Origin of the sequence: Pseudomonas putida NBRC 14164, assembly GCF_000412675.1 — a bacterium.
Classification (GTDB): Bacteria; Pseudomonadota; Gammaproteobacteria; order Pseudomonadales; family Pseudomonadaceae; genus Aquipseudomonas; species Aquipseudomonas putida.
Genome location: NC_021505.1, coordinates 2,515,939 through 2,536,063, shown reverse-complemented (window position 1 = coordinate 2,536,063; position 20,125 = coordinate 2,515,939). Strand labels below are relative to the sequence as shown.

The window sequence follows — 20,125 nt, the reverse complement described above, 5'->3', positions numbered from 1 at the left end:
GAAGGATACGTTCCATGCATTGCCAGACCCTTGTCCTCGGCGCCGGCATCGTCGGCGTCAGCACCGCCCTGCACCTGCAGGCCCGCGGGCGCCAGGTCGTCCTGATCGACCGCGATGAACCCGGCAGCGGCACCAGCCACGGCAACGCCGGGCTGATCGAGCGCTCCAGCGTCATCCCCTACGCCTTTCCCCGGCAGTTCGGCGCATTGTTGCGCTACGGCCTGAACCGCCAGCCCGACGTGCGCTACAGCCTGGCACACCTGCCCAAGGCCGCGCCGTGGCTGTGGCGCTACTGGCGCCAGTCGGCCCCCGGGCGCCTGGCCGGGGCCGCCGCCGACATGCTGCCGCTGGTGCAGCGCTGCGTCGAAGAACACGACGCGCTGATCAAAGCCGCCGGCCTTGAAGGGCTGGTGCAGGCCAAAGGCTGGATCGAAGTGTTCCGCGACCCGGCCCTGTTCGAGCAGGCCAAGGCCGACGCCAAAGGCCTGAGCCGCTATGGCCTGCAATTTGAAATCCTCGAATGCGGGCAGTTGCAGGCCCGCGAGCATCAGCTGGACGCCACCGTGGTCGGCGGCATCCACTGGCTCGACCCCAAGACCGTGAACAACCCCGGCGCCCTCACCCGCGGCTATGCGGCGCTGTTCCAGCAGCGCGGTGGGCAGTTCCTGCATGGTGATGCGCGCAGCCTGCGCCAGGCCAACGGCAAATGGCGGGTAGAGAGCCGCCGTGGCCCGATTACCGCCGACGAGGTGGTGGCCTGCCTCGGCCCGCAGTCGGCTGACCTGTTCAGCGGCCTGGGCTACCAGATTCCGCTGGCGATCAAGCGCGGCTACCACATGCACTACAGCACCCGTGACGGTGCGATGCTTGAGCATTCAATCTGCGACACCCAGGGCGGCTACGTGCTGGCGCCAATGGCGCGCGGTGTGCGCTTGACCACCGGCATCGAGTTCGACGCCAGCAGCGCGCCGGGCAACCAGATCCAGCTGGGCCGCTGTGAGGCCTTGGCGCGCAAGCTGTTCCCGGCCTTGGGTGAACGCCTGGACGACACGCCTTGGCTGGGCCGCCGCCCATGCCTGCCCGACATGCGCCCGGTGATCGGCCCGGCAGCCCGCCACCCGGGGCTGTGGTTCAACTTTGGCCACGCGCACCACGGCCTCACCCTGGGCCCGGTCAGCGGCCGGCTGGTGGCCGAGCTGATCACCGGAGAGCGCCCTTTCACCGACCCCGCGCCCTACAGCGCGACTCGTTTCGACTGAACCCACGCGGGAGAACAACAACATGACCGCACCACTGAGCATTGCAAGCCTTGCCCCCGAGCCCGACCCACGCCCGGTGCTGATCCGCATCGAAGGCCTGAACAAGCACTACGGCGCTTTCCAGGTGCTACACAACATCGACCTGCAGGTGCGCGAAGGCGAACGCATCGTGCTGTGTGGGCCGTCCGGCTCGGGCAAGTCGACCTTGATCCGCTGCATCAACCGCCTGGAGGTAGCCCAGCAGGGCAACATCCAGGTGGACGGCATCGACCTGGCGGCCACTACCCGTGAAGCGGCGCAGGTGCGCAGCGACATCGGCATGGTGTTCCAGCATTTCAACCTGTTCCCGCACATGAGCGTGCTCGACAACTGCCTGCTGGCACCCACCAGCGTACGCGGGCTGTCGCGCAAGGACGCCGAAGAACGGGCGCGCATGTACCTGAGCAAGGTGGGTATCGAAAGCCAGGCGCACAAGTACCCCAGCCAGCTGTCAGGCGGCCAGCAGCAGCGCGTGGCGATTGCCCGGGCCCTGTGCATGAAGCCGCGCATAATGCTGTTTGACGAGCCTACCTCGGCGCTGGACCCGGAAATGGTCGCCGAGGTGCTGGATGTACTGGTGCAGCTGGCCGGCACGGGCATGACCATGCTTTGCGTCACCCATGAAATGGGCTTTGCCCGGCAAGTGGCCGAGCGGGTGCTGTTCCTTGAGGGTGGGCAGATCATCGAAGACAGCCCACCGCAGGTGTTCTTCAACCAGCCGCGTACCGAGCGCGCCAAGGCGTTCCTGGCGCAGATACTGCACTGAGCAAAATGTTTGATGCCTGTGCTGCCCCTATCGCCGGCAAGCCAGCTCCCACAGGTACTGCATCCGCCTTTGAAAGCTGCAGATATCCTGTGGGAGCTGGCTTGCCGGCGATAGGGCCAGTAGCACAAACTCCAGCCCCCTTCATTGCACCGCTGCAAAGAGCCAACTGCGTCGTTAAATATTATTGACCAACACCCCCGCCAAACCCACGCCGCCACAGGCCCGCATCGGTTTCAGCCCCCAAAAACCGGTGCATTCCCCGCGTTAAAGCCCTGTTCCGTCGTTTGACATATCGAACGGCTCTGGCAAGCTATCTACATGCCCCGACCGGAATCGTCGCCTCTGACGAGCCGGCAGTGCTCGGAGCTTCAGGCTGCACTCAGGGCCCCGCGCCGTGCACCTGCACAACAACGACAGGCTGAACCTGTCCCAAGGTGACATATGTCCAACAGCAACATTGGCAACAAGCAACCTTCCCTGCGCAAACCCGTCGTCCTGATGACCATGGGCAGCCAAGAGCGCAAAGGCCATGACTATCAGGTCATGACCCACAAATACATCACCCCGCTGGTCGAGTTCTCTGATTGCGTCCCGGTTCTGGTGCCCACCTGCTGCGGCACTGAAGACCTCGATACCTATCTGGACATGGCCGACGGCGTGTACCTGACCGGCGCCGGCAGCAACATCGACCCGGCCCTGTACGGCCAGGAGAACGAAACCCCAGGCAAAGGCCAGGACCAGAACCGCGACCTGTTCGATATCCCGCTGGTGAAAGCGGCGATCAAGCGTGGTCTGCCGATTTTCGGCATCTGCCGTGGCATGCAGGAAATCAACGTGGCCCTGGGTGGCGACATCTACCAGAAGGTATACGCCGAGCCTGGCTTCAACGACCACCGGGAAAACCCGGAAGACCCGGTTGAAGTGCAGTACGCCCAGGTACATGGTGTGAAGATCAAGCCAGGCAGCTGGCTGCGTGACACCCTGGGTACCGACGAAATTCGCGTCAACTCGCTGCATGGCCAAGGCCTGCGCACCCTTGGCGCCGGCATCGAAGCCATCGCCCTGGCCGAAGACGGCCTGGTCGAGGCCATTCACGCCCCGAGCATTTCGCCCTTCCTGTTCGCTGTGCAGTGGCACCCGGAGTGGCAAGCTGCGAAGAACCCAGATTCGATCAAGATGTTCCAGGCCTTCGGCGATGCTTGCCGTGCCCAGGTACGCAAGGCGCAAATCAAGCGCCAGCACGCTGCCTGACCTTCAGTTTCCTCTGCTTTGATCGCGGGGCGGCGCAAGGCCGCCCCCGTTTCCCCGGTCACCCTCTGCTGGTCCCAGAACACTTCCCGTGGAATCGGGCGGCGGCTTAATGCCTGTCTCCGCGATCGTTTTTTTCCTTCCCCATCAAGAGATACGATGACTGATTGCAGATAGTCTGCCATCGGTCTCTTTTCCTCCCGTCATGGTTCGCTTGCGTTGGACTCTTCGCGGGTAAACCCGCTCCCACAGCGATCTGCACAGGGTTCTGAGGGGGCGCCGTACCTGTGGGAGCGGGTTTACCCGCGAAGAGGCCAGTACAGGCAATTCCCCTTCCTCCTTGCCCCATTGCAAAAAATCTCGCAAAGGGGACTAGTCATCGCGGAGGTTGTACGATAACTTACCTCCAACGCAAAACAACACCCTTCACCCAAGCGCCACAGGATGCCTACAACAATGAATCCACAAGAACTCAAATCCATCCTCTCTCACGGCTTGCTGTCTTTCCCGGTCACCGACTTCAACGCCCAGGGCGATTTCCACCAGGCTGGCTACATCAAGCGCCTGGAATGGTTGGCCCCGTATGGCGCCAGCGCACTGTTCGCAGCCGGCGGCACCGGTGAGTTCTTCTCCCTGGCCGCCAGCGAATACAGCCAGGTGATCAAGACTGCCGTCGACACCTGCGCTACCTCCGTACCTATCCTCGCTGGCGTGGGCGGCTCCACCCGTCAGGCGATCGAATACGCACAGGAAGCCGAACGCCTGGGTGCAAAGGGCCTGCTGCTGCTGCCGCACTACCTGACTGAAGCCAGCCAGGACGGCGTTGCCGCCCACGTCGAAGCAGTGTGCAAATCGGTGAAGATCGGCGTGGTGGTGTACAACCGCAACGTCTGCCGCCTGAATGCCGACCTGCTGGAAAAACTGGCCGAGCGCTGCCCGAACCTGATCGGCTACAAGGATGGCCTAGGTGATATCGAGCTGATGGTGTCGATCCGTCGCCGCCTGGGCGACCGCTTCAGCTACCTGGGTGGCCTGCCGACCGCCGAAGTGTATGCTGCCGCCTACAAGGCCCTGGGTGTACCGGTGTACTCCTCCGCCGTGTTCAACTTCGTGCCCAAGACCGCCATGGACTTCTACAACGCCATCGCCCGTGACGACCACGCCGCCGTGGCCAAACTGATCGACGATTTCTTCCTGCCGTACCTGGACATCCGTAACCGCAAGGCTGGCTATGCCGTGAGCATCGTCAAGGCCGGTGCCAAGATTGCCGGTTACGACGCTGGCCCGGTGCGTACGCCGCTCACCGACCTCACCGCAGAAGAGTACGAGATGCTCGCCGCGCTGATGGACAAGATGGGCCCGCAGTAAGCATCGCCCGCGGCCTGCCAAGTGCCGCGCCCGGAGCGGGCCAGCCCCGCTCCGGTTACAATTCGTGAGCCCGCACAAAAATAACTAGTGGGAGTATTGCCAGCATGCAAGCGACTAAGAAGACGCATGTGCGCTACCTGATCCTGTTCATGCTGTTCCTGGTGACCACGATCAACTATGCCGACCGCGCCACCATTGCCATCGCAGGTTCCAGCCTGCAGAAAGACCTCGGCATTGACGCCGTTACCCTCGGTTATATCTTCTCCGCCTTTGGATGGGCTTACGTGGCTGGCCAGATTCCTGGTGGCTGGCTGCTCGATCGCTTCGGTTCCAAGAACGTCTACGCCTTCAGCATCTTCACCTGGTCGCTGTTCACCCTGTTGCAGGGTTTTGTCGGTGGCCTGCCGGTTGCCTGGGCCGTGGTCACCCTCTTCACCCTGCGCTTTCTGGTCGGCTTTGCTGAAGCCCCGTCGTTCCCGGGCAACGCGCGCATCGTCGCCGCCTGGTTCCCGACTCAGGAGCGCGGCACTGCCTCAGCCATCTTCAACTCCGCGCAGTACTTCGCCACGGCGCTGTTCGCCCCGATCATGGGCTGGATCGTATTCAGCTTCGGTTGGGAGCACGTATTCGTGGTCATGGGTGCACTGGGCATCGTGTTCTCCATGGTCTGGCTGAAAACCATCCATAACCCGCGCCAGCACCCACGCATCAGCCAAAGCGAGCTTGAACACATCGAGCAGAACGGCGGCCTGGTGGACATGGACCAGAAGCGCGGCAACGCCGGCCCGAAATGGGGCTACATCAAGCAACTGCTGACCAGCCGCATGCTGCTGGGCGTGTATCTGGGCCAGTACTGCATCAACGCCATCACCTACTTCTTCCTCACTTGGTTCCCTGTGTACCTGGTGCAGGAACGTGGCATGACCATCCTCAAGGCCGGCTTCATCGCTTCGCTGCCGGCGGTCTGCGGCTTCATTGGTGGCGTGCTGGGTGGCGTGATCTCCGACTGGCTGCTGCGCCGTGGCAATTCGCTGACCTTCTCGCGCAAACTGCCGATTGTGTGCGGCCTGCTGCTGTCGACCACCATGGTGTTTTGCAACTACGTCGACGCCGAGTGGATGGTGGTTGGCTTCATGACCCTGGCGTTCTTCGGCAAAGGCATTGGCGCGCTGGGCTGGGCGGTGGTGGCCGACACCTCGCCCAAGCAGATCGCCGGGCTGTCCGGTGGCCTGTTCAACACCTTCGGCAACATCGCCTCGATCACCACCCCTATCGTGATCGGCTACATCATCAGCGCCACCGGCTCGTTCAAGTGGGCGCTGGTGTACGTGGGTGCCAACGCCCTGGTAGCGGTGTTCAGCTACCTGGTGATCGTCGGCCCGATCAAGCGTATCGAGCTGCGCGAAGATGCCCCAAAGCCACAGGCTGAGCCTGCCGCCAACGGCGAACTGGCCAGCTCGCGTCACTGAGTGAACACGCCCGCACCGGGGCAACCGGTGCGGGCGGATGTACAAAAAAGCCTGAGAACCTGACAAGTAGGGCCCAAACATGCAGTTGATCGAACATTCCGACTCGCCCCGCTACGTCCGCCTGCACCACGACGATAACGTCGTGGTGGTGGTCAACGACGGCGGCCTGGGCGAAGGCGCCCGCTTTGCCGACGGCCTGACCCTTGTCGAAGGCGTGCCTCAAAGCCACAAGGTGGCCACCGTGGCCATCGCCAAGGGCGAGCCCGTGCGCCGCTACGGGCAAATCATCGGCTACGCGCTGGAAGACCTGCGCCAAGGCAGCTGGGTGCAGGAAAGCCAGCTGGCCATGCCGGCCGCGCCCGAGCTGGACAGCCTGCCGCGCTGCGACGCTGTCCCTCAACCGCTGCCGCCGCTCGAAGGCTTCACGTTCGAAGGCTACCGCAACGCCGACGGCACCGTCGGCACCCGCAACATCCTTGGTATCACCACCACCGTGCAGTGCGTGACCGGCGTGCTGGAGCATGCGGTCAAGCGCATTCGCAGCGAACTGCTGCCCAAGTACCCCAACGTCGATGACGTGGTGGCCATAACCCACAGTTATGGCTGTGGCGTGGCCATCAACGCCCGCGATGCCTACATTCCGATCCGCACCGTGCGCAACCTGGCGCGCAACCCCAACCTGGGTGGCGAGGCGCTGGTCATCAGCCTCGGCTGTGAAAAGCTGCAAGCCGGCCAGGTGATGCACGACAACGACCCTTCGGTAGACCTGAGCGAGCCGTGGCTGTACCGCCTGCAGGACGCCAGCCTGGGCTTTGTGGAAATGATCGAACAGATCATGGAACTGGCCGAAACCCGCCTGAAGAAGCTCGACCAGCGCCGCCGCGAAACCGTACCGGCCAGCGAATTGATCCTTGGCATGCAATGCGGTGGCAGCGATGCGTTCTCGGGCATCACCGCCAACCCGGCGCTGGGGTACGCAGCCGACTTGCTGGTACGCGCCGGCGCCACCGTGCTGTTCTCGGAAGTGACCGAGGTGCGCGACGCCATCTACATGCTGACCTCGCGCGCCGAAAACCAGGAGGTGGCCGGTGCCTTGATACGTGAAATGGACTGGTACGACCGCTACCTGCAGCAAGGCGCCGCCGACCGCAGCGCCAATACGACGCCGGGCAACAAGAAAGGCGGCCTGTCCAATATCGTCGAGAAGTCGCTGGGGTCGATCGTCAAGTCCGGCAGCGGCGCCATCCAGGGCGTGCTTGGCCCGGGCGAGCGGGTAATGCGCAAGGGCCTGATCTTCTGCGCCACCCCGGCCAGCGACTTTGTCTGCGGCACCCTGCAGCTGGCCGCCGGCATGAACCTGCATGTGTTCACCACGGGCCGAGGCACTCCCTACGGGCTGGCCATGGCGCCGGTGGTCAAGGTGTGCACGCGCAGCGAACTGGCCCAGCGTTGGCCCGACCTGATCGACATCGACGCCGGGCGCATCGCCACAGGCCGTTCGAGCATCGAAGAACTGGGTTGGGAACTGTTCCATTACTACCTGGACGTGGCCAGCGGCCGCAAGCAGACCTGGGCCGAACAGCACCGGCTGCACAACGACATCACCCTGTTCAACCCGGCACCGATTACCTGATGCCAAGGATTCACTCTTTTTCCCGGTATTTCGCGTCCCCTGTAGGAGCGGGTTTACCCGCGAACACCGGCAAGGCCGGTGCCATACACCGCGTTGGATTCTTCGCGGGTAAACCCGCTCCCACAGCCCATGCGACTACCCCCCAGATTTTTTTCAGCCAACAGGAGCACCCCAATGCCTGAAATCCTCGGCCACAACTTCATCGCCGGCCAGCGCAGCGCCGCTGGCCCACAGCGCCTGCAGAGCCTGGACGCCAGCACTGGCGAAGCCCTGCCCTACAGCTTCGCTCAAGCCAGCGAAGCCGAAGTAGACCAGGCCGCCAAGGCCGCCGCTGCCGCCTTCGCTGAATTCCGCCAACTGGCCCCGGCTCGCCGCGCCGAATTCCTCGACGCCATCGCCGCCGAACTGGATGAGCTGGACGACGCCTTCGTCGCCATCGTCTGCCGCGAGACCGCCTTGCCCGCTGCCCGCATTCAAGGCGAGCGTGGCCGTACCAGCGGCCAGATGCGCCTGTTCGCCCAGGTGCTGCGCCGTGGTGACTTCCTCGGTGCGCGTATCGATCTGGCCTTGCCCGAGCGCCAGCCGCTCCCGCGCGTGGACCTGCGCCAGATGCGCATTGGCGTCGGCCCGGTCGCCGTGTTCGGCGCCAGCAACTTCCCGCTGGCCTTCTCTACCGCCGGTGGCGACACCGCTGCTGCACTGGCCGCTGGCTGCCCGGTAGTGTTCAAGGCGCACAGCGGCCACATGGCCACCGCCGACCTGGTGGGATGCGCCATCGTACGCGCCGCCGAGCGCACCGGCATGCCCAAGGGCGTATTCAACATGGTGTTCGGTGGTGGTGTGGGCGAATGGCTGGTCAAGCACCCGGCCATCCAGGCCGTCGGTTTCACCGGCTCGCTCAAAGGCGGCGACGCCCTGTGCCGCATGGCCGCCGAACGCCCGCAGCCGATTCCAGTGTTCGCCGAGATGTCCAGCATCAACCCGGTCATCATCCTGCCAGCCGCCCTGGCCAAACGTGGCGAGGCCATTGCCCGCGAACTGGCCGGCTCGGTATGCATGGGCGCCGGGCAGTTCTGCACCAACCCGGGGTTGGTGATCGGCCTGCAATCGCCACAGTACAGCCAGCTACTGGCCGACCTTGGCCAGCACCTAGATCAGCAGGCCGGGCAAACCATGCTCAACGCGGGTGGCCTGCGCAGCTACGTTGGCGGCCTTGAGCACCTGCAGGCCCATACCGGTATCGAGCACCTGGCCGGCCAGGCGCAGGAAGGCAGCCAGGCCCGCGCCCAGCTGTTCAAGGCCGATGCCCGCCTGCTGGTCGAGTCTGACCCGCTGCTGCAGGAAGAAGTGTTCGGCCCTACCACCGTCGCCGTGGAAGTGCGGGACGACCAACAACTGCGCGCCGCCCTGCTGGGCCTGCGTGGCCAACTGACCGCTACCCTGATCGGCGAAGCGGAAGATTTCGAGGCCTACGCCTGGCTGGTGCCGCTGCTGGAGGAGAAGGTCGGGCGCATCCTGATCAATGGCTACCCGACCGGTGTCGAGGTATGTGATGCCATGGTCCACGGCGGGCCTTACCCTGCGACCTCGGACGCCCGCGGTACCTCGGTGGGTACCTTGGCCATCGACCGCTTCCTGCGCCCGGTGTGCTACCAGAACTACCCGCAGGCCCTGCTGCCTGAGGCGCTGCGCGATGGAAACCCGCTGGGGCTGCGCCGGCTGGTGAACGGGCAATGGAGTGATGAGGCGATCTGATCGAGCGCCTGAAACAAGAAAGCCCCGCACATGGCGGGGCTTTCTATTGGCGGCCTCTTCGCGGGTAAACCCGCTCCCACAGGGTTTGCACAATTTTCAGGCCTTGTGGTGATTCTGTGGGAGCGGGGATGCCCGCGAAGAGGCCGGTACAGGTCACAAACGCCTCAGACCCCTTGCGCCTCAGCCTCTTCATGTACCTGACGCAAGCGCTCCCGGCTATTGCTCAGGTGCATGCGCATGGCCATCTTTGCCCCTTCGCTGTCACGCCGGGCGATTGCTTCATAAATCGCCTCGTGCTCATGCATCAACCGGCTCATGTAATGCGCCTGGTCATCACGGGCCAGCCGCGCCGAATTCACCCGGGTACGCGGGATGATGCTGGTGCCCAAGTGGTTGATGATGTCGGCGAAGTAGTGGTTGCCGCTGGCCTGGGCAATGCGCAGGTGGAACTGGAAGTCCGCTGACACCGCATCATTGGCATGGGCCGCCCCTTCGTTGAGTTCGTCCAGCGCCGCACGCATGCCCGCCAGCTCTTCATCGCTGCGCCGCTGCGCCGCCAAGCCTGCCGATTCAATTTCAAGGGCAATACGCAACTCCAGCACCGCCAGCACTTCACGCAGGGTGACCACAGTCGCCGGGTCGATGCGAAAGCCCCCCGACGCCGGCGCGTCCAGCACGAACGTGCCGATGCCATGGCGGGTCTCGACCTGCCCGGCGGCCTGCAGCCGCGAGATTGCCTCACGCACCACGGTGCGGCTGACGCCCTCCTCGACCATGATCTGCGACTCGGTCGGCAGCTTGTCGCCACGCTTGAGCTGGCCACTGCGAATGCGTTCGGTCAGCACTGTGACCAGTTCCTGGGCCAGACTACGCGGCTTGCGCCGGGTCCTTGCCTGTACCTGTTGCTCTGTCATTGCCCTGTATTTCACCTAGAAAGACAGCGCTCATCATAGCGCAAGCAGTTGTACGATCACATACACCCGGTGCGGTATTTCTTGCTCTCCCTCGCAAGCCACGCCTATGAAACAGCCGGCGCAAGTGCTGGCCCAGAGGCCGCGCAAGCCTGTACTGTGCGCCTTTGCGCTCACTCATCCATGGAAGGAAAATGCCGCATGAAACCCCTCGACCGCCTATTGCTCGCCAGCGGCCTGCTGATACCCCTCTGGTTGCTGGCAGGTGTTTGGCTCACCGCCCAGGCTTACCCCGGCTATGACCACCTGCAACAGGCCATGAGCCAGCTCAGCGCCGTAGGCGCGCCAACCCACAGCTGGTCGCCACTGGTAAACAACTTCCCACTGGCCGCGCTGTTCGCGCTGTTTGCCTGGGGCCTGGCGCGGCGCTGGCGTGGTTCGAAACTGGCAATGCTGAGTGCAGCCCTTGTCTTACTTCATGGTGTCGGTAGCCTGGGCACCGGCTGGTTCCCCTGTGACCAGGGTTGCACACCGGCGCAGCCGTCCACCTCACAGCAACTGCATAACCTGTCCGGCCTGCTGATGTTCCTCTCGCTGACCCTGGCCAGTGCCCTGTGGGCGTGGCTAGGCAATCGCATTGCCGGCTCGCGGGCCTTTGCGCTGTTTTCCCTGGCCTGTGTGGTACTAGCGATCATTACCGTCGCGCTGATGGGCCAGGCAGCGCAAAACGGCCAGTTATTCGGCCTGTATCAACGCCTGAACTATGGTGTGTCGGTGATCTGGGTTGCCAGCCTGGCCTGGGCAAGCCTGCGCACACCAGCGGACAGCCCGCTGCGCATGGCGGTGATCTGACGGCAAATTGCTGGCCCCCAGCATCGGAAAGCGAAGGCAAACTCCGTTTTTCTTCAGATGCTTAGGACAGCAACATGCGAGTATTTCTAGCAACGATGGCCGGTTGCTTGCTGGCCACGCTGGCTTTCGGCGCCCAGGCCCGGGCGCTGAGCCAGAATGATCGCCACACCTGCGGCTGGGGTGCGCAGATAGCGGCCGAGGCGCAGCAGGCCAAGCTTTCCGGGGTGACCCTGTATGCCACGCGCAAGAAGCTGCAGGTACGCAAATTCCCCAAACCCTGGATGCGCATGACCGCCTTCGGTATTACCGAGCAGACTTACAACAGCCGCTCGCGGTTGAAGCCTGCAGCCATCAAGCAAACTTACTATGAGCAGTGTGTTCAGCATGCGGTAGCCAAACGATAATCTGTTATTTATCAGACTGTTATGCGTTAAATCTGCAGAAGAGTATCAAGACCGCCACGGTGCCCCGGCCCGGAAGCGGTCTTCCAGCCAGGCCTTGAAGGCGCCCAGGGCCGCAGTGTTCAGCCGAGCGGTCGGGCGTACCAGGTAAATGCCCGCTGCCACGTCCAGCTGCCATTGCGGCAGCACCCGTACCAGGCGGCCGCTGGCCAGGTCCTCACCCATCAGCCAGTCCCCGCCGGCAAGAATGCCCACGCCGCGCCGCGCCGCCTCCAGCAATGCCTCATTGTCGTTGCTGCGCAGGCTGCCGGCGACTTTCACATTCACCTGCCGCTCACCGCTCATCAGGCGCCATTCAGGAAATGAACGTAAGCCACTGAAACACAAGCAATTATGATCATTCAATTGCTCAGGCTGTACCGGTACGCCATGCCGAGCGAGGTATTCGGGCGACGCACACAGGATGCGCCTGTGATCGCACAGTTTCCTGGCCACCAGGCGGTTGTCCACCAGCTCGCCAATGCGGATGGCGGCATCGAAACCCTCGCCGATCAGGTCGACAAAACGGTCGGCATACTCGGCCTCCACCGTCACCTGCGGATAGGCCAGCACGAAGTCAGCCAGCATCCCGCTCAACCAGCGCCGCCCCATGGCCGCCGGCAATGCCAGGCGCAAGCGCCCGCGTACTGTTGCCGCACCCTCGGCAGCTTCCTGTTCCGCCTCGGCGATCAGCCGGTTGGCCTCGCGTACCTTGGCCACCAGCCGCTCGCCTTCATCGGTAAAACGCAGCTGCCGCGTGCTGCGCTCCACCAGGCGAATGCCCAACCGCGCCTCCAGCGCACTCAGGCGCTTCGACAGCACCGTGGGGTGGCGCTCCAGCTGCCGCCCGGCAGCGGCAAACGAGCCCTGCTCGTGGAGGGCCAGCAAGGTGGCAAGTTCATCGGCGCGGCGACTGGCGAAGGCATCCATGGCTATGCTCGGTGGCAGGGTTCGGGCATCAGGCAGTAAGGACCAGCGCGCCCTCCGACAGCCCTTGTTCCAGGTCCCGATGGGCCCTGGCCACTTCGGCCAGCGGGTAGCGACGCCAGACCCGAGGCTGGATAATACCCTCGGCGACGGCTGCCAGCACATCGGCGGCGCGCTGCTGGTACTCCTCTACCGTGCGGGTATGTGCCGCCAGTGACGGCCGGGTCAAGTACAGCGAGCCCTTGGCATTGAGCGTGGCCACCTCGATCGCCGCCGGCGCACCGGAAGCGCCCCCGAACGACACCAGCAGGCCCCGCACCCGCAGGCTGTCCAGCGAAGCTTCCAGCGACACCTTGCCGACACAGTCATAGGCCACATCCACGCCCTGCCCCTGGGTCAGCTTGCGCACATCGCTGGCCAGCGTTGCCGCGTCGAACACCAGCACATGGTGGCAACCGGCCGCCTGGGCCCTGGCCACACTTTGCGGGCGTGATACCACGCCGATCACCGTCGCCCCGAGATGCCGCGCCCAAGGCGCCATCAGCTGGCCCAGGGCACCGGCGGCGCCGTACAACAGCACTTGGGTACCCGGGCCCACAGCGTAGGTGGTTTTCAGCAAGTACTGCGCCGTGATGCCTTTGAACAGCACCGCTGCTGCGGCCTCGTCCTCCAGCTGCGGCGGCAGCTTGACCAGCCGTTCGGCCGGGAACAACCGGCCGCTGGCATAGGCACCGACCGGCCCCATGGCATAAGCAACCCGGTCCCCCACCTGCACGTTGTGTATTCCATCACCGACGGCAGTGACTCGCCCGGCGCCTTCCAGCCCCAGACCGGAAGGCAAGGCCAGAGGGGCACCGCCCTTGCGCTGCAACAGGTCCAGCGGATTCACGCCCATGGCTGTCTGCTCCAGCCAGACTTGGCCGGGCCCCGGGGGGTGTGCTTGCACGTGTTCAGGCTGCATGACGTCGGCGCTGCCGGTGCAATTGAGAGTGATACGGGTAGCCATGTTCGAATCCTGCTGGATGGGTGTTCGAGTCAGGCTAATCAGTTGGGAAAAGTTGAACAATCAGGCGAGGTGCAGATGATTTCTGCACCTCTTGCAGCAATTCACTCGGTGCTTCAGCAGCCCGTCAGCACCGCAGGGCGCCGCTCACCGGCGAAAAACAACGGGCGCAGGCGCACGCCGATCAGGTTGCCTGTATAGGCCGCCACCAACCAAAGCCAGCCATGCACGCTGCCCGAGGCAATGCCACTGAAGTACGCGCCGATGTTGCAGCCATAAGCCAGGCGCGAACCGTAGCCCAACAGCAGGCCGCCGATGACCGCGGCGACCAGCGACGGCAGCGGAATTTTCAGGCTTGGCGCAAAGCGCCCGGCAAGGCCGGCCGCCAGCAGCGCACCCAGCACGATGCCCAGGTCCATCACCGTGGTGATGTCTTGCCACAACGGCGAGGCCAAAGCCTTGGCATTGGCCGGCGCCTGCCAGAACACCCAGCTGCCGACATCCACGCCCAGGCCGTTGAGGGTTTTGGCACCCCACAAGGCGAAGGCGGAAGTAATGCCCCACGGCCGCCCCGCCAGCGCCAGGGTCGCGTAGTTGAGAAGTGCCAGGGCAATAGCGCCCCACAGCAACGGCCAAGGGCCACGCAGGAAGCGACGCATACCCTGGTGTTCGCTGGCAACTGGCGCTTCCAGCGCGCCGTGTCGGCGCTTTTCCAGCACCACTGTAGCCCAGGCGATCAGCCCGAACACTGCCAGGCTCACCAGCAGCGCCGGCCCCACACCCCAGGCCTGCACGATCGAGGTTGCCGGGAACGACGGCAAGGCAAACCACCAGTCAGCGTGATGGGTGGCGGTTACAGAACCGATGATGAAGAACAGCAGGGTCACCAGCATGCGCGCATTGCCACCGCCAACGGTGAACAGCGTGCCCGAAGCGCACCCGCCGCCCAGCTGCATGCCAATGCCGAAGATGAACGCACCGAACACGACCGAGACACCCGCCGGGGCCACCAGGCCAGTGACCGGGTTGCCGAACAGGCTGCCATCTGACAATGCCGGGAAGAACAGCAGCACCGCCAGGGCCAGCATGACCATCTGGGCACGCAAGCCCGCGCCTCGTCGCTCGCTGATGAACACCCGCCACGCCGAGGTGAAGCCAAAGGCGGCGTGATACAAGGTCAGGCCGAGCGCTGCACCGATCAGCAGCAGCAATACCTGCTTGAAGCCGGCATTCAGATTGAGGAACCAGGCGCCAGCCAGCAGTAAAGCCATGGCGATCAAAGGGGCGCCCAGGCGACGCGGTTCGGGTGTGGCAGTTGCAGAAAGACCCATCGGAGTACTCGGATAACAGTAAAACGGACCGGGAGTATAACCCCAACGGTCAATGCGGGCCTTGTGGGGGCGGCCTTGCGTCGCGATAGGGCGCGAAGCGGCCCTCAGCCTTTAACCTCCGTAGCAGATATCGTCGGGGCCGCTTTGCGGCCCATCGCGACACAAGGCTGCTCCCACAACGACTGCGCAAGGCTTGTTAAGCTAATAAACACCGCCGGAATTAACCAAGGCCATTCACCCCATGGATGAACTGCGCAAGATCGACCTCAACCTGCTACTCGCCCTGCATGCCCTGCTCAGTGAAAAGCACGTGACCCGGGCCGCCCTGCGCCTGCACCGCAGCCAACCCGCCGTTAGCCACGCGTTGGCGCAACTGCGCAAGCACTTCGACGACCCCTTGCTGGTACGCCAAGGCGGCGGCATGGCCCTCACCGCCCGTGCCCAGTCGCTGGTAAAACCGCTACAGGACGCCTTGAGCAATCTCAACGGCCTGCTGGCCACCCCACAGTTCGAGCCAGCCAAAGCCCAGCGCCGTTTCCGGCTGTCGCTGTCCGACTACTCCTCGCGCATCATTCTGCCGCCCGTGCTGCGCCACCTGCGCCAGGTAGCACCCGGGGTGGACCTGGCCATCAGCCAGGCCAGCCGCGAAACCATGCTGGCGCAACTGCTCGATGGGGAACTGGACCTGGCACTGGGCCTGTTCCCCGAGCTGCCTCAGGACATCACCGCCCAGCCCCTGTTTGCCGACCATTTCATCAGCGTTGCCGATCGCCAGGTGTTGCCCCCCAGCGGCGGCCTTACCCTTGAAGACTGGCTGGCACGCCCGCATGTGTTGATGGCCATGCGCCCCGATGCCTTCGACGAGATCGAGCGTGCGCTGGCCGCCCAAGGCCTGCGCCGCCGTATTGCCTTGGCCTTGCCACACTGGAGCGCGGCAGTAGAGGTACTTGCTGGCACCGACCTGATCCTGACAGTAGCCAGCCGCGCAGTGGGCTCCTTGCGCCAGCACAAGACACTGCGCCAGTTCAGGCCGCCCCTGGCCATCCCCTCGTTCGACTACCAGCAGGCCTGGCACAGCCGCAAGGACAGCGACCCCGGGCACCGCTGGCTGCGCGAAACCGTGTGGGCCTGCAGTCAGCCGGGGCGCTGATCAGCCCTCTGGCTGCTTCACCGCAGTGATTGCACTGGTCGCTGGCGCCGTCGACCAGGTGCCTTGCACCAACAGTACGCCGCACAGAATCAGCACTACGCCTGCCACCCTGGCAAGGCTCAGCGGCTTGCCTCCCAACCCCATCACCCCGAAGTGGTCGGCAAGCACCGCTGTTATGATCTGCCCCGCCACCACCAACACCAGGAACCCCGCCGCGCCCAGCTTGGGCGTTAGCGCCGCAGCACCAGCCACATACATTGCCCCCAGCACACCGCCAACCCACAGCCACCAAGGCCCCTGCAGGGCTTTGCCCAGGTCCGGTACCGGCACCCTGAGAATCAGCAGTGCGGCGATTACCACCAGCGAACTCACCGTCAACGAAGTGAATGCCCCCCACAACCAATGCCCCAGGGCACGGCCAACGGCGGCATTACCCGCAGCCTGGAACGGCAGCACTGCCCCAGCAAGCAACGCCAAAGCAAAGGGAAGCACCAAAAGGCACAGCGTTTTACTGAACATGGCAGCCCTCATTACTGAAAATGTTCAGGCAATGATCGAAAATTCTCTCCATTGATGGAAATTGAACGCATGCACGTAGATTATTCGTCAGGCGCATGTTCGCAGTGATTGCGATTCGCTCCCGATGAGGATTTTTGCGTGCTCGGGTCGCCTACAGCATCCGTCGTCATGCAAGGCATCACGACGGATTCATGTACGGGCAACCCGTAGCTTGTCTCAGGAAATGCTCAGCGGGAGGTTTCGACGCGCAGCACTTCGGTAAAGATCGCATCGACCGTCTGGCCGACCTTGAGATTCTTCATGCGTGCCTGCAAGTCCGGGTTTTCGACCTTGACCACCTGCAACTTGCCCTCGGGTGGCAGCAGGCTCACTTCATGCTTCTTGAGGTCGATCTTCTTGATCTGCGAGGTGACCCGGACCTGGCGGAATGCCTCGCCGCCCGGGTTCGGGTTTTGCGCAGTGGCGCGAATGGTGCCGGCCTCCTCGCTGGCCTTCGCCGCCCCGCCCACATCGGTGTTGAGCACATAAGCCACGGCGCGGGTAACAAAGATGTCGACCTGGTCACCGACCTTGAGGTTGGGCAAGGCCTTGGCCTTCTCCGTGAGCTGGAACGTCACATCCTTCTTGTCATCAGGGCCTTTCACCGTGACCTGGCGGTTAGCCAGATCGATGGCTGTAACTTGCGTGGTGACGTGGCTTTCAAGCGCCTCGCTGGCAATCGGGATATCGGCAGCCTGCGCCGTGAAGCTGGCAGTGGATGCCAGCGTGGCCAAGGCAACAGCACGAGCGAGAGAGCGAATCGGATTCATAGACCTGCTTCCATGTGATCAACTAAAAAAGGGCGCGAATTGTTCACGCGCCAACAAGCATAGACGTTGCCCGCCACCCTGCCGGTGCCACCACCTCGCCGGCTTTTCGCGGATGAACCCACTCCCATGGGAGCGTGGACTTGGGCCAGACCAGGACTCAACGATTTCGCGTCACCCGCCACACCGTATTGGCCAGGTCATCGGCAATGATCAACGCCCCGCGCGGGTCCACGGTCACCCCCACCGGTCGCCCACGGGTCTTGCCATCCTCACCGCGAAAGCCCGTGGCAAAGTCGATTGGCTCACCTGCCGGCCTGCCATTGCTGAACGGCACGAATATCACTTTGTAGCCAACCGGGTCGGGCCGGTTCCAGCTGCCGTGCTCGCCCACGAACACTCCGTCGGCAAACTCCTTGCCCATTGCCGGGATCGAGAAGTCGACACCCAGTGCAGCCACATGCGAGCCCAGGCTGTAGTCCGGCTTGATCGCCGTAGCCACCTTGTCCGGGTTTTGCGGCCGCACCCGATCATCTACATTCTGCCCCCAATAGCTGTAAGGCCAACCATAGAAGCCACCTTCGCGCACCGAAGTGAGGTAGTCCGGGACCAAGTCGGGGCCCAGTTCATCGCGCTCGTTAACCACCGTCCACAACTGCCCGGTCTGCGGCTGAATGGTCAATGCCGTCGGGTTGCGCAAGCCGGTGGCATAAGGCCGGTGCGCGCCGGTTTCGGCATCGACCTGCCAGACCATGGCCCGATCAATCTCTACCTCCAGGCCGCGCTCGGTGATGTTGCTGTTCGAGCCGATTCCCACGTACAGGTAGCGACCATCCGGGCTGATCGTCAGCGCCTTGGTCCAGTGGTGGTTGATCTCGGCCGGCAGGTCGGTGACCTTGGAGGGCGGGGCGTCGGCCTGGGTCTGGCCTTCCTTGTAGTCAAAGCGCACCAGCGCATCCTGGTTGGCCACATACAGCTTGCCGTTGGCAAAGGCCAGGCCATAGGGTGCATTGAGGTTTTCCGCGAACACGGTCTGCACCTCGTAGGTGCCATCGCCGTCGGCATCGCGCAACAGGGTCAGGCGGTTACCACCCTTGACCTGCGTATTGCCCTTGGCCTTGATCTGGCTGGCAATCACATCCTTGGGCTTGAGCTTGGCCGCGCTGCCACCCCTGCCCTCGGCCACCAGAATATCGCCATTGGGCAGCACCAGGCTCTGCCGCGGAATCTTCAGGTCAGTGGCAATGGCCGTGACGCTGAAACCCTCCGGCACGGCCGGTTTCTGCTCGCCCCACGCAACCGGCTGCGCAATCTTCATGCTCGGCAGCAGCCCGCGCTGCGGATCGGGCAGCTTCGGGTCCGGCCCATGGGCCTGGGTAGGCTCACCGTCACCCCCACAGGCACTCAGCAACACCGCCATGCTCAATAAGCTCAAGGCATGCAAAGGCTTCATGCTGCACCTCCCGAACGCAGGTTGCTCAAGCCGGTCCAGGCAGCCACCACCGAGAGCACGGTCACGATCACCGACAACACCAGCCCCGAGGGCATCACCGCCCAGGCGTCCTTGGCGTGCTCGAACGCATTGATCAAGCCGAGCACCCAGGTCACCAGCAGCAGCACGAAGTACAGTGTGGCGCGCCCGCCCTTGCGTTCGGCGCGGATCAGGTTGGCCAGCGCAAACAACAGGGCTAACCCGCAGAACACCAGGCCGCCGGCGATCAGCCAGGCGGCGAAGTTGCTCCACTGAATCTGGTAGCTGTTGAAGTAGGCGATATCGCTCAGCAGCGCGCCAAGGAACAACGGGACACTGCCTGCCAGCAACAGGGCGTGCAGCGGGCTGGGGGTACAGCGGTAGAGGGTTTGGTCAGTGGCGGTCACAGTGCCTCCTTTTCATTCAGTGGCCCAGGGGGCTGATGGGCTTGCGCCATCAGGTGAGCGCAGGGTGCGCTTAGCAAAGGAGCCCCGTCACGACGCGATAGTTCACCGCTTCGCTACAATGAAATATCCTGCAAGGCATTTGCTGCCAAGCGCAGAAGGGGAACACGTGAGCAGACCAAACGCATCCTGGGCCCTGACCACCCTGCTCGCCCTCAGCCTGGCACTCACCGCTGGTTGCTCCAGCAAAGGCAGCAAGGCGCGGTACGCCACGCCTGCAGTAGGCTCCAACTGCTTCGCCAAAGCCGTACCCACGACTGGCGAAGGCGGCCTGGCCTGGGGCAATACCCTGAGTATTGCGCGGCAGAAATCCATGAACAATTGCATACGCTATGCCGGCCGCTCGGGGGGCGCACCCCGAACTTGCCAAGTAGTAATGGCCAAGTGCAAGAACTGAAAGTTTAAAGACCGCCTAAAATGTAAGACAACTCCTACAGCAAAGGTCAAACTTTCCACTTATAAACCACACTCGCGAAACACAAAAAACATTCAAATAAAATATTACACTTTCAGCCTCGACCAAAAAGGAGAAATCGAGGCATTGTCTGTCGCCTGAGCCTTAACAAGCCGAACGTTTTTTTCATCTTCTAAAACAAGGAAGATATTTCCTACAGCATTAGCCTCAGCCAACTCCCTTCCAGTCGTTATTTGCACTGGAACAGGCCGTTCTACGCGTTTGGTCTGAAAAGACTGCTCTCTGAGCAAGGAACTCGC

Annotated in this window: 19 protein-coding genes; 11 read left to right on the top strand and 8 right to left on the bottom strand. The window is 63.4% G+C overall.

From position 1 onward, the window contains the following. The first annotated feature begins 14 nt into the window (after positions 1-14). From PP4_RS11325 to PP4_RS11295, 7 genes are all read left to right on the top strand, one after another. Positions 15-1,259 carry an NAD(P)/FAD-dependent oxidoreductase gene (locus PP4_RS11325; protein ID WP_016499311.1) on the top strand — a complete coding sequence of 415 codons (1,245 nt, stop codon included), beginning with the start codon at positions 15-17 and terminating at the stop codon, positions 1,257-1,259. Positions 1,260-1,281: 22 nt separating this feature from the next. Continuing rightward, positions 1,282-2,064 (top strand): amino acid ABC transporter ATP-binding protein, encoded by a 783-nt coding sequence (locus PP4_RS11320; RefSeq protein WP_016499310.1) that lies wholly within the window; start codon positions 1,282-1,284, stop codon positions 2,062-2,064. Positions 2,065-2,505: 441 nt separating this feature from the next. Further along, entirely contained in the window at positions 2,506-3,315 is an 810-nt protein-coding gene (locus PP4_RS11315; RefSeq protein WP_016487465.1) for a gamma-glutamyl-gamma-aminobutyrate hydrolase family protein, read from the top strand. Positions 3,316-3,768: 453 nt separating this feature from the next. Further along, positions 3,769-4,680 (top strand): 5-dehydro-4-deoxyglucarate dehydratase, encoded by a 912-nt coding sequence (kdgD, locus tag PP4_RS11310; protein WP_016499309.1) that lies wholly within the window; start codon positions 3,769-3,771, stop codon positions 4,678-4,680. 104 nt (positions 4,681-4,784) lie between these two features. Next, entirely contained in the window at positions 4,785-6,149 is a 1,365-nt protein-coding gene (locus PP4_RS11305) for an MFS transporter (RefSeq protein WP_016499308.1), read from the top strand. A gap of 79 nt (positions 6,150-6,228) precedes the next feature. Beyond that, the gene (garD, locus tag PP4_RS11300; protein ID WP_016499307.1) at positions 6,229-7,782 is read left to right on the top strand and encodes a galactarate dehydratase; all 1,554 of its coding nucleotides are present in this window, start codon (positions 6,229-6,231) and stop codon (positions 7,780-7,782) included. 174 nt (positions 7,783-7,956) lie between these two features. Next, positions 7,957-9,537: an aldehyde dehydrogenase (NADP(+)) gene (locus PP4_RS11295; protein WP_016499306.1), complete on the top strand. Its 1,581-nt coding sequence runs from the start codon at positions 7,957-7,959 to the stop codon at positions 9,535-9,537. Positions 9,538-9,701: 164 nt separating this feature from the next. Here the strand turns inward: PP4_RS11295 and PP4_RS11290 are convergent, their stop codons facing one another. Next, positions 9,702-10,451, bottom strand: coding sequence for a FadR/GntR family transcriptional regulator (locus PP4_RS11290; protein WP_016499305.1), 750 nt, complete (start codon positions 10,449-10,451; stop codon positions 9,702-9,704). A gap of 198 nt (positions 10,452-10,649) precedes the next feature. Between PP4_RS11290 and PP4_RS11285 the strand changes: the two genes are divergently transcribed. Continuing rightward, the gene (locus PP4_RS11285; protein WP_016499304.1) at positions 10,650-11,300 is read left to right on the top strand and encodes a DUF998 domain-containing protein; all 651 of its coding nucleotides are present in this window, start codon (positions 10,650-10,652) and stop codon (positions 11,298-11,300) included. A gap of 74 nt (positions 11,301-11,374) precedes the next feature. After that, complete coding sequence (locus tag PP4_RS11280) at positions 11,375-11,704, top strand: hypothetical protein (protein WP_016499303.1); 330 nt, start codon at positions 11,375-11,377, stop codon at positions 11,702-11,704. Between the two features lie 45 nt (positions 11,705-11,749). Here the strand turns inward: PP4_RS11280 and PP4_RS11275 are convergent, their stop codons facing one another. From PP4_RS11275 to PP4_RS11265, 3 genes are all read right to left on the bottom strand, one after another. After that, on the bottom strand, positions 11,750-12,670 hold the full coding sequence (locus PP4_RS11275) for a LysR family transcriptional regulator (protein WP_016499302.1): 921 nt from the start codon (positions 12,668-12,670) through the stop codon (positions 11,750-11,752). 28 nt (positions 12,671-12,698) lie between these two features. Further along, entirely contained in the window at positions 12,699-13,673 is a 975-nt protein-coding gene (locus tag PP4_RS11270) for a quinone oxidoreductase family protein (protein ID WP_016499301.1), read from the bottom strand. Positions 13,674-13,786: 113 nt separating this feature from the next. Then, positions 13,787-15,001 carry a YeeE/YedE family protein gene (locus PP4_RS11265; protein WP_016499300.1) on the bottom strand — a complete coding sequence of 405 codons (1,215 nt, stop codon included), beginning with the start codon at positions 14,999-15,001 and terminating at the stop codon, positions 13,787-13,789. A 241-nt stretch (positions 15,002-15,242) separates the two neighbouring features. Here PP4_RS11265 and PP4_RS11260 point away from each other — a divergent pair, with 241 nt between their 5' ends. Continuing rightward, complete coding sequence (locus PP4_RS11260) at positions 15,243-16,151, top strand: LysR family transcriptional regulator (RefSeq protein WP_016499299.1); 909 nt, start codon at positions 15,243-15,245, stop codon at positions 16,149-16,151. On the opposite strand, the gene PP4_RS11255 is transcribed toward PP4_RS11260, so the two are convergent. The 4 genes from PP4_RS11255 to PP4_RS11240 form a co-directional block, all read right to left on the bottom strand. After that, positions 16,152-16,670 (bottom strand): DMT family transporter, encoded by a 519-nt coding sequence (locus PP4_RS11255; RefSeq protein WP_016499298.1) that lies wholly within the window; start codon positions 16,668-16,670, stop codon positions 16,152-16,154. It abuts the gene before it with no gap. Between the two features lie 227 nt (positions 16,671-16,897). Then, positions 16,898-17,479: a hypothetical protein gene (locus PP4_RS11250; RefSeq protein WP_016499297.1), complete on the bottom strand. Its 582-nt coding sequence runs from the start codon at positions 17,477-17,479 to the stop codon at positions 16,898-16,900. Between the two features lie 157 nt (positions 17,480-17,636). Further along, positions 17,637-18,929 carry a PQQ-dependent sugar dehydrogenase gene (locus tag PP4_RS11245; RefSeq protein ID WP_016499296.1) on the bottom strand — a complete coding sequence of 431 codons (1,293 nt, stop codon included), beginning with the start codon at positions 18,927-18,929 and terminating at the stop codon, positions 17,637-17,639. Then, positions 18,926-19,354 (bottom strand): DUF2231 domain-containing protein, encoded by a 429-nt coding sequence (locus tag PP4_RS11240; protein WP_016499295.1) that lies wholly within the window; start codon positions 19,352-19,354, stop codon positions 18,926-18,928. Before PP4_RS11240 ends, PP4_RS11245 begins: the two co-directional genes overlap by 4 nt. A 166-nt stretch (positions 19,355-19,520) precedes the next feature. Here PP4_RS11240 and PP4_RS27915 point away from each other — a divergent pair, with 166 nt between their 5' ends. Continuing rightward, positions 19,521-19,808, top strand: coding sequence for a DUF4189 domain-containing protein (locus PP4_RS27915; RefSeq protein ID WP_080642783.1), 288 nt, complete (start codon positions 19,521-19,523; stop codon positions 19,806-19,808). Positions 19,809-20,125: the final 317 nt, after the last annotated feature.